The organism is Streptomyces scopuliridis, from assembly GCF_042790125.1.
Classification (GTDB): domain Bacteria; phylum Actinomycetota; class Actinomycetes; order Streptomycetales; family Streptomycetaceae; genus Streptomyces; species Streptomyces scopuliridis_A.
In genome coordinates this window covers 98,663-107,351 of the sequence record NZ_JBHTZS010000021.1, presented here as the reverse complement: position 1 = coordinate 107,351, position 8,689 = coordinate 98,663, and the positions used below count along the sequence as shown (strand labels likewise).

At 67.4% G+C, this 8,689-nt stretch carries 7 protein-coding genes and 1 pseudogene; 5 read left to right on the top strand and 3 right to left on the bottom strand.

Translation table 11 applies throughout. From position 1 onward, the window contains the following. The first annotated feature begins 254 nt into the window (after positions 1–254). The 4 genes and pseudogenes from ACFRKB_RS27375 (at position 255) to ACFRKB_RS27360 (ending at position 4,568) form a co-directional block, all read left to right on the top strand. Positions 255–1,409 (top strand): YdcF family protein, encoded by a 1,155-nt coding sequence (locus ACFRKB_RS27375; protein ID WP_383109139.1) that lies wholly within the window; start codon positions 255–257, stop codon positions 1,407–1,409. 377 nt (positions 1,410–1,786) lie between these two features. Further along, positions 1,787–2,245: a hypothetical protein gene (locus tag ACFRKB_RS27370; RefSeq protein WP_383109138.1), complete on the top strand. Its 459-nt coding sequence runs from the start codon at positions 1,787–1,789 to the stop codon at positions 2,243–2,245. A gap of 371 nt (positions 2,246–2,616) precedes the next feature. Beyond that, positions 2,617–2,718, top strand: a pseudogene (locus ACFRKB_RS27365) (IS5/IS1182 family transposase); the annotation flags it as partial. A gap of 668 nt (positions 2,719–3,386) precedes the next feature. Beyond that, positions 3,387–4,568 carry an MFS transporter gene (locus tag ACFRKB_RS27360; protein ID WP_383109136.1) on the top strand — a complete coding sequence of 394 codons (1,182 nt, stop codon included), beginning with the start codon at positions 3,387–3,389 and terminating at the stop codon, positions 4,566–4,568. A 190-nt stretch (positions 4,569–4,758) separates the two neighbouring features. Here ACFRKB_RS27360 and ACFRKB_RS27355 read toward each other — a convergent pair whose 3' ends face one another. Next, positions 4,759–5,046, bottom strand: coding sequence for a hypothetical protein (locus tag ACFRKB_RS27355; RefSeq protein WP_383109135.1), 288 nt, complete (start codon positions 5,044–5,046; stop codon positions 4,759–4,761). Between the two features lie 136 nt (positions 5,047–5,182). On the opposite strand from ACFRKB_RS27355, the gene ACFRKB_RS27350 reads away from it, so the two are divergent. After that, complete coding sequence (locus ACFRKB_RS27350) at positions 5,183–5,467, top strand: LuxR C-terminal-related transcriptional regulator (RefSeq protein WP_383109134.1); 285 nt, start codon at positions 5,183–5,185, stop codon at positions 5,465–5,467. Between the two features lie 132 nt (positions 5,468–5,599). On the opposite strand, the gene ispG is transcribed toward ACFRKB_RS27350, so the two are convergent. Together ispG and ACFRKB_RS27340 are read right to left on the bottom strand one after the other, a co-directional pair. After that, a complete protein-coding gene (ispG, locus tag ACFRKB_RS27345) occupies positions 5,600–6,742 on the bottom strand; it encodes a flavodoxin-dependent (E)-4-hydroxy-3-methylbut-2-enyl-diphosphate synthase (protein ID WP_383109133.1) in 1,143 nt (380 codons plus the stop codon). Further along, positions 6,739–8,562, bottom strand: coding sequence for a 1-deoxy-D-xylulose-5-phosphate synthase (locus ACFRKB_RS27340; RefSeq protein ID WP_383109131.1), 1,824 nt, complete (start codon positions 8,560–8,562; stop codon positions 6,739–6,741). Before ACFRKB_RS27340 ends, ispG begins: the two co-directional genes overlap by 4 nt. Positions 8,563–8,689: the final 127 nt, after the last annotated feature.

Below are 8,689 nucleotides of genomic sequence, written 5' to 3'. Positions count from 1 at the left end.
ACCGCGCGCCCGGTCCACCCACTCCCGGCGGCCCCACCGGCCCACACCCCCCCGCCGCCCCCCCCCCCGCCGCGCCGGGCCCGGCGCACGGGCCCCCCCCCCCCCCGAGCCGCGAGATCACGCCATCGGCCGGTCTCGCGGCGGACCGACCACGCACAAGACCCCATCCACCTGGCCGGACTCCGCATCGCCGACGTCTTCCTCTGGTCCGCTCGGCGTTCGATGGATCTCGCCGTCTTACGAAAGAAATGCACATGTCCACATCCCCGCGTGGCCGCCTCTGGACGGTCGTCGCCTCCAGTCTTGCCGTCGTCTCTCTGCTCGTCGGCGTGAACTTGAGCGCCAACGCCGCACAGCGGGACACCGCGACGAACGCACAGGCTCAGACCTCGGCGAAGTGCGCGATCCAGCTGTCCTCGCCGCTCCCCATGCCGGCCCCGAAGGCCGACGGCCGTGGCGCGGTCATGGACGGGATGCAGCCGGACTACGCCCGCTCCTACGCCCGCGATCCGGAGCTGGCCGATGAGGTCGTCGCCTACCGGCGCTGGCAGTGGAGCACGATGTACCGGTCCCTCGACGCCCGCCAGAAGGCGGCCCCAGACGACCTTGACGTGTACCGCCTCCAGGCCGACGCTTACCTGGTGAACAGCTCGTACGACCAGGCCCTGGCCCAGCTCGACCAGATCGTGCGACGCGAACCCGATGACATCCAGGCTCTGGCGGTCACGTCGCTGATCCAGTCGTTCATGGGCAACGGCGACGACGCACGGTGCCGCGTCGCCCACCTCAAGAGGCAGTCGGCGGCCGCGGCAGACGATCTCAGCCGCTTCATCAAGACCACCGACGCCAATCAGTACGCGACCTACGGCTCCGAGCCGTCGGCCCATGCCGTCCCCGACGCGATCGCGGTGTTCGGTCAGTCCCCGAACGCCGACGGAACCCCGTCCGAGGGATTGCTCACGCGACTGACGAAGACCAAGGAGATGGCCGACCGCTTCCCCGACGCGTGGATCGTCGTCAGCGGGGCCGCGGTCCGTACCCAGTACGCCGAGGCCGACGTGATGTACGACTGGCTGGTCCAGCAGGGCGTCGACCCGGCACGCATCATCAAGGACGACCGGGCCCGGGACACGGTCGGCAACGCCATGGGCATGGTCGCCGCCTTCCAGCAGTACGACCTGCACAACATCCTCGCCGTCGGCACCGTGCAGCACCTGCCCCGGGCCGTGACGACGCTCAAGGCCCTGGCCGACCGCTACCAGTGGAAGATCAAGGTCGACGCCGCCGGAGGGGGTACGGCGCCCGAGCCGTCGACCCAGGTCGGCGAGCGCCGCTACACCTATGTCACGGCCGCCCGAGCCGCCGGCCTGTTCGAGCTCGACGACTTCGCGAAGTACACCAAGCGGTGAGCCCGCGGCGAGATGCAGCGCCCGAGGTGTGACGGACAGCCGACGACAGGCAGTTGATGAAGAGGGTCCTTCCTCGCAGGAGGAAGGACCCTCTTCGTGCGGAGCGCCGGGCCTGTCGGCCCAACTCGCTTCTCTCGACGGGCGGCACGCGCGAACTACCTGGAACCGATCCGCCCGCGGTCGTCGAGGTCGATGGCGCACCGTAGGTCGCAGCTCCGGAAGCGGGGGAGGCTGTCCGTCACGCGGGGAGCCGGCCGTTCCTCAATCCGTGTTGTGCGGGGCGTCTCTTTGGGTGAATAACTCGTCGGACTCGCCCGGCGCCCCTCGGGCCACTCCATGGTGAGGCGGAGGAACCACCAACAGGGAGGAACGGAATCATGCATTCGATGCGTATCGGAGCGATCGTGGGAGCGGTGGCGCTCACCATGGTGACCGTCCCGGCGAGCGACGCGCAGGCGGTGACGATCGCCTGCGGCGGGGGTGCGTCGACCGGTCGCGTCTCTGTCCACGGCTGTATCAGTTCGGAGACGGGAACCATTGACCATCCCTTTCGTCACGTGACGGCGTACGTCAAGCTGAAGAACACGGGAAACAGGGCGTTGACCGTCTCGTACGAGGCGTTCGGGATGGTCGAGGGTGCCACCGACTGGACGAAGATGGGCAACAGTCGCACCAACGTCGCGCCGGGCCAGGAGTTCGGCCCCGAAGCGGTGGGGACCGTGACCCGATGGGTGTGCGCACCGGGCAAGAAGGTCACCATCCGCGTACGTGCCCAAGCCGCCGGAGCCGCCTGGAGCGCTTGGTCTCCCGCGTCCACGAAGCAGTGCACCACTTGAGCGCCTGATTCAAGGAAACCTTCACATCACCGACGACCGGAGCTGGGCGCTAGCCGGAGCGTGAGGCCGGCGCTCGGACTCACATGATCGCGAAACGGACGGCACGCGACTGCGCCAAAGCCCTGACACCCCGTCAGGGAAGCATTTGAGCCATTGCCGTACCAGCGGCTGATTCGCCTTGGTCGCCGAGATGTAGTGGGCGTTTTTGTCCTGGAAATGGAGGCGGCGTGGGGCGGGGAAGCGCTGAGGCGGGAAAGTGATTCAAGCCAGACACATGTAAAGCGCAGCAAACTGACCTGCTCACACTCGGGCAGGTAAGGGAGTTTGTATATCTTTTCGGCCAAGCCTTGATCGCCCCCGCTGGACTCCAGTGTGCTGGCGGGGAACTGTCCGGCGCGAAGAACTCCGTCGGCAGGACCATGGTGATCGCGAACGGTGGCTCCCGCGGCACCGGTTCAGTCATCCCGCACCGCCACATGGGCGCCGCATTGCCCGTATCCGCTAATTCTCAGACCGAATCGCGCCCGCTTCGGGTCGATGCACCCGACGAGGCAACGCTCACCCATGGCCAATTCGGAGAATTCGGGATGGGGAATTACATGACACTCAAACCACCCAAGCCGGGGAAAGTTTGATCGTCGAAACCGAATCGAGAGCAGCGTGAACATCCACCGGTGCTCCTCGGTGCCGGGCTTGATTCCAGCCAGCTCGCACCGCATCGTTGACACGATTGGAGGACTTCACCCAGACTCAATTCCGGTAGGGCGGATTCCGGGTATGCGAACTCGGTGCAGCATACCGGTAACCTGTGATGATCCTGGATGATCACGGGCTTCTGTTCTCAACCTCCATGTATCGAGAATTCACTGCACGGCGAAGTGGAGCAGGAGGTCAAGAGGTGTGGTGCCGTGTATACGGCATGCTCAGCACATCCACGAGTGTTTATTGGTTCAATTCACGAGCGACGGGCTGTCGATGCGCCGTCAACCTCAGGCCTGAGCTGTGACCCCTCCGCGAATTTCGGAAAATCGGAGCTGAGTCACGATGAACCCTGCCCGGGCGCCTGGTATTCGTTCTCCGGAGCGGAGAAACTTCATGGCTGAATGGACTGGTTCGATTGAGTGGATCTAACAGATGGGTTGTGCTCATCGGCTCGTTCGTGGCCTACATGTTCGACGCGCTGGAAATCTTGCTGCTGTCGTTCATGTTGCCTGTGATCCGCGCCGATCTGGGACTCACGACGACACAGGGCGGCCTGCTCGCCACTGCGACATTGCTCGGGATCGGGGTGAGCAGTGTGACAGTCGGCTGGCTCGCCGACAACTACGGCCGCAAGCGGGCGTTGATGGTTTCGCTCGCGGTGTTCGGCGTGTTCACCGCGGCGATCTGGGTGGTTCACGGTTTCACGGTGTTCCTGGTGCTGCGTTTCGTGGCGGGTCTGGGACTCGGAGGGGTCTGGGGTGTGGTGTCGACCTACGTGGTCGAGACGTGGCCGGCTGCGCAACGGGGCCGTGCGGTCGCGTTCGTGCTCAGCTCGTTCCCGATCGGCGGGGTGGTTGCCGCGGTGCTGTCGGGCGCGTTGCTGCCCAACTGGCGCCTGTTGTTCTTCATCGGCGGGGTGGGCGTGGTGATCCCGCTGGTCATTGTCGGACTGTTCTTCCGTGAGTCGGCAGAGTGGGCTGAGCAGAAGACCACGCCTGTGAAGGTGACGGAGATCTTCGCTCCGGAACTGCGCAAGAACACTTTGCTCGGTGCGACCGTGGCAACGCTCGCGATGTTCGGGGCGTGGGGCGCGTCCACGTGGCTGCCCACTTATCTGCAGGCCGACAAGGGCATCCCGGCCGCGACGGTCGCGGTGTTCATGACGGTGCTCAATCTCGGGATGTTCGTCGGCTACAACGTCTTCGGGCTGATCGCCGACCGGATCGGCCGTAAGTACGCACTGGTGCTGTCACTGGCCGGTGTGGCGCTGACCTTGCCGCTGTACGTGGTCGCCGCTGACCGCACGACGTTGCTGTGGCTGGGGCCGATGTTCGCCTTCTTCGCCGCCTACGCAGGCGTCTTCGGTGTGTACATGGGTGAGTTGTTCCCGACCAGAGTGCGGACGACCGGTGCCGGATTCTGCTACAACATCGGGCGTGGTGTGTCCGCGTTCGCTCCGCTGACGCTGGGTGTGTTGGCTGTCAACGCGGGGTTCGGTGCCGGTCTGCTGGTGTGTGCGGGCTTCATGGCTTGCGCGGCGATCGCCATGACCTTCCTGCCTGACCTGCGCGCGACCCAGTTGCGAGCCCCAGTGGCACACGCAGCTGACAGTCGGCCGTGAGCCCAGCCGGAAGCGGGTGGCGAAACCGGCGTTCGTCGAGCTGTCGAACGCCGGCGTCGCGCACGTACGACCAGCACTGGCGCCTCGTCAGCCGAGTGGTTCAACCGGCTTCTTCTCCACTGTTTCGTCCGGGTGGGGGTCGCCTGCGCGGAACAGATGAGCCGCCACTTCTCGCGGCGGCTCGACCATCTCACTTCCGGTCCACCGGATCGTTGTCACCGGTCCGCCACAGGTAACTGCGCACCGAGAGCGACGCGGCGCGCATGGCCGCGCGGATGTCGTCGAGGTCTTCGCCGGCGAGCTCGCCACGCGCCGGGGTGAGTGTGGGCAGCATCAGCCTGGCCGCCTCCAGCAGGCACAGCGTCGCGTCCAGTTGTGCGCTGGCCGGCAGTCTGCTCAGGTCCTCGTACAGGGTCTGGATCAGGGCGTCCGGTTCTGCCGGTGCTGCGGTCTCGGTATCGCGCGCGAAGTTCGTCACGGCTGTTCCTCGAAGCTGCTCCACTGTGGACACAAGTCTGAGTCTCCTCCCCGGGGTTGGATGCGCGGGAACTGATGGTCTTCATTTCTCCGGTTACGGTCCTGGCCTAGCCGGCTGGACGGAATGGATGGGTGCCATGGATAATGATCAGAACGGCTACGAAGCGTCCCAGCCGGTCGGTGGCTGGGTTCTCAGCTCGGTACAGGCCAGGATCCTGGAGGGTGTTGCGGCCGGCTTCTCCAGCGGGCGACTTTCGAGAGAGTTGCACCTCAGTTCGAAGACGATTGATTATCACGTCCGCGTCATGTCCGACAAGCTGCAGGCGCCGAATCGTGTCTCATTGGTTTCGAGGGCGTTCGTCCTCCAGATTCTGCGCACGGATTCATGGCCCCCGCGCATTTCGTCTGAAACCGTGGATTAACGCTCGGTGGTTCGCGAGATCGTAAGTAATCCGTACGTCCATGCGCGAACTGTATTTCGTCTCATGTTTCCTGGGCGTTTAATTTATCTCGCCCCTTCGGGCACCTCTCGTCGTCGGACCGGGCGCGGCCGGTCACGCCTCGACGTCCACGCCCATCTCCTCGGCGATGCGTACGGCCTCGGCCAGGAGGGTCTCCACGATCTGTGACTCGGGGACCGTGCGGATCACCTTGCCCTTGACGAAGATCTGGCCCTTGCCGTTGCCGGCGGCGACACCGATGTCGGCCTCACGCGCCTCGCCAGGCCCGTTGACGACACAGCCCATCACCGCCACCCGCAACGGCACCGGGAACCCCTCGAGTGCCGCGGTGACCCGCTCGGCGAGGGTGTGCACATCGACCTGGGCCCGGCCGCAGGACGGGCACGACACGATGTCCAGCCCCCGTGGCCGCAACCCGAGCGACTCCAGGATCTGCGCGCCGACCTTCACCTCCTCGACCGGTGGTGCGGAGAGCGAGACGCGGATGGTGTCGCCGATGCCCTCCGCGAGCAGCGCGCCGAACGCGACCGCGGACTTGACAGTGCCCTGGAACCGGGGGCCTGCCTCGGTCACGCCGAGGTGCAGCGGGTAGTCGCACCGGCCGGCGAGCTTGCGGTACGCGTCGATCATCACCACCGGGTCGTGGTGCTTCACCGAGATCTTCAGGTCGGTGTAGCCGTGCTCCTCGAACAACGAGCACTCCCACAACGCCGACTCCACCAGCGCCTCCGGGGTGACGCCGCCGTGCTTGTGCAGCAACCGCTTGTCCAGCGACCCGGCGTTCACGCCGATCCGGATCGGGATGCCCGCGTCCTTGGCCGCACGGGCGATCGCGCCGACCTGGTCGTCGAACTGGCGGATGTTGCCCGGGTTGACCCGTACCGCGGCGCAGCCGGCGTCGATCGCGGCGAACACGTACTTCGGCTGGAAGTGGATGTCAGCGATCAGCGGGATGCCCGACTTGCGGGCGATCACCGGCAGCGCGGCCGCGTCGTCCGCCGACGGCACGGCGACCCGCACGATCTCGCAGCCCGCCGCGGTGAGTTCGGCGATCTGCCGCAGCGTGGCGTCGATGTCGGCGGTGGACGTGGTGGTCATCGACTGCACCGACACCGGCGCGGCGCCGCCGACCGGCACCGTGCCCACCATGATCTGGCGGGACGTCCGCCGTGTGGCCACCGAGAGCGGGACCTCGTCCTTGCGTGGCGAGGGCATCCCCAAATCGACGGTTGTCAATGTTCCTCCCCTGAGTGAACCGGCCAGGTGCCGGGGTCGTCGATGCCTGCCGACGCCGGTGCGGCGTCGAGGCCGGTCAGCAGCTCCACCACGACCCTGGTGATGTTCTGCGCGGTCAGCCCGCAGGCGGCGAGTACCTCGGCCCTGGAGCCGTGGCTGAGGAACCGCCTCGGGATGCCGAACTCGCGCAGCGGGGTGTGCACGTCGGCGTCCCGCAGCGCCTGCGCGATCGCGGAACCGACACCACCCGCACGGCTGTTGTCCTCGACCGTGATCGCGAGCCGGTGGCGGCGGGCCAGGTCGGCCAGCGCGGGGTTGACCGGGGTGACCCACCTCGGGTCCACCACCGTCACCCCGATGCCCTGTGCCCGCACTCCGTCGGCGACGGTGAGCGCGAGCCCGGCCAGCCCACCTACCGCGGTGATCAGCACGTCCAGCCGGCCGGAACGGCGCAGCACGTCAATCCCGTTGAACGTGGCGGTGGCGGGCAGGTCCTCACCGGCGGGGCCTTTGGGGAACCGCAGCAGTGTCGGACCCTCGTGCCACGCCACCGCCTCAGCCAGCAGTTCGGCCAGCCGCGTGCCGTCCCGCGGCGCCGCGATCCGCAGCCCCGGCACCACCTGCAGCACCGACAGGTCCCACATGCCGTTGTGGCTCGGCCCGTCGTCGCCGGTCACCCCGGACCGGTCGAGGACGAACGTCACCGGGCGGCGGTGCAGCGCGACGTCCATGAGCAGTTGGTCGAAGGCGCGGTTGACGAACGTGGAGTAGATGGCCACCACCGGGTGCGCGCCGCCCATGGACAACCCGGCGGCCATCGTGACCGCGTGCTGCTCGGCGATGCCGACGTCGATCACCCGGTGCGGAAACCTGCGCTGGAGCGGCAGGAGCCCGGTCGGCTCGGTCATCGCGGCCGTGATCGCCACGAGGTCGTCGCGCTGCTCGGCCAGTTCGACCAGCTTCTCGCCGAACACCGACGTGAACGACGGGGGCGACGCCTTCAGCGCCTGCCCGGTGTGCGGGTCCATCGGTTTGACGGCGTGGCCGAGGTCGAGGTCGTTGGTCTCGGTGTGCCGGTATCCCTTGCCCTTGGCGGTGATCACATGCACCACCACCGGCCCGCCCAGTGCGACCGCGTGGCGCAGGGAGTCCTGGACGGCGGAGAGGTCGTGACCGTCGACGGGGCCGAGGTAACCGAGCCCGAGTTGTTCGAACACGCCCGGCCCGCGCCCGGCGCGCAGGCCGGCCAGATGCTCGGCCAGCCCGCCGACGGTCGGCGCGTAGGAGCGTTGGTTGTCGTTGAGCACGATGACGAGCGGCCGCTCCGGCCCGCCCGCGATGTTGTTGAGCGCCTCCCAGGCCATGCCGCCAGTCATCGCGCCGTCGCCGATGATCGCGACGGTCGCCCGGTCGCGTCGGCCGAGGTGGGCGTCCGCCCTGGCCAGCCCGTCCGCATAGGACAGCGCGGTGGACGCGTGCGAGTTCTCGACCAGGTCGTGTTCGGACTCCTCCCGGCTCGGGTAGCCGGAGACCCCGCCAGACGTACGCAGCCGGTCGAACCCGGCCTGGCGGCCCGTCAGGATCTTGTGCACATAGGACTGGTGCCCGGTGTCCCACAGCAACCGGTCCCGCGGGGACTCGAACACCGTGTGCAACGCGATGGTCAGCTCGACCACACCCAGGTTGGGCCCGAGGTGTCCTCCGGTCGCGGAGACCCGCTCGATCAGGAACGCGCGGATCTCCCCGGCGAGGCGGTGGAGTTCCCCGGCGGTCAGCTCACGCAGCCGCGCCGGGTCGCGCACGGTTTCCAGCAGCGCCATGTCGAACAGTGCTCCTCACCCGGTGTGATGGGCGGCCGCTGCCGCCCTCTCGGTCAGTACGGGCCGACTGCCCGGCGCGATGCCGGTTCGGCCGGCGGCCTCGTGTGGTGGCTGGCACCTGGAAGGA

Excerpts from the sequence above, each read along its gene's own strand:
- ACFRKB_RS27370 (WP_383109138.1), top strand. The coding sequence starts at position 1,787 with ATGCATTCGATGCGTATCGGAGCGATCGTGGGAGCGGTGGCGCTCACC.
- ACFRKB_RS27350 (WP_383109134.1), top strand. The coding sequence starts at position 5,183 with ATGGATAATGATCAGAACGGCTACGAAGCGTCCCAGCCGGTCGGTGGC.
- ACFRKB_RS27375 (WP_383109139.1), top strand. The coding sequence starts at position 255 with ATGTCCACATCCCCGCGTGGCCGCCTCTGGACGGTCGTCGCCTCCAGT.
- ACFRKB_RS27340 (WP_383109131.1), bottom strand. The coding sequence starts at position 8,562 with ATGGCGCTGCTGGAAACCGTGCGCGACCCGGCGCGGCTGCGTGAGCTG.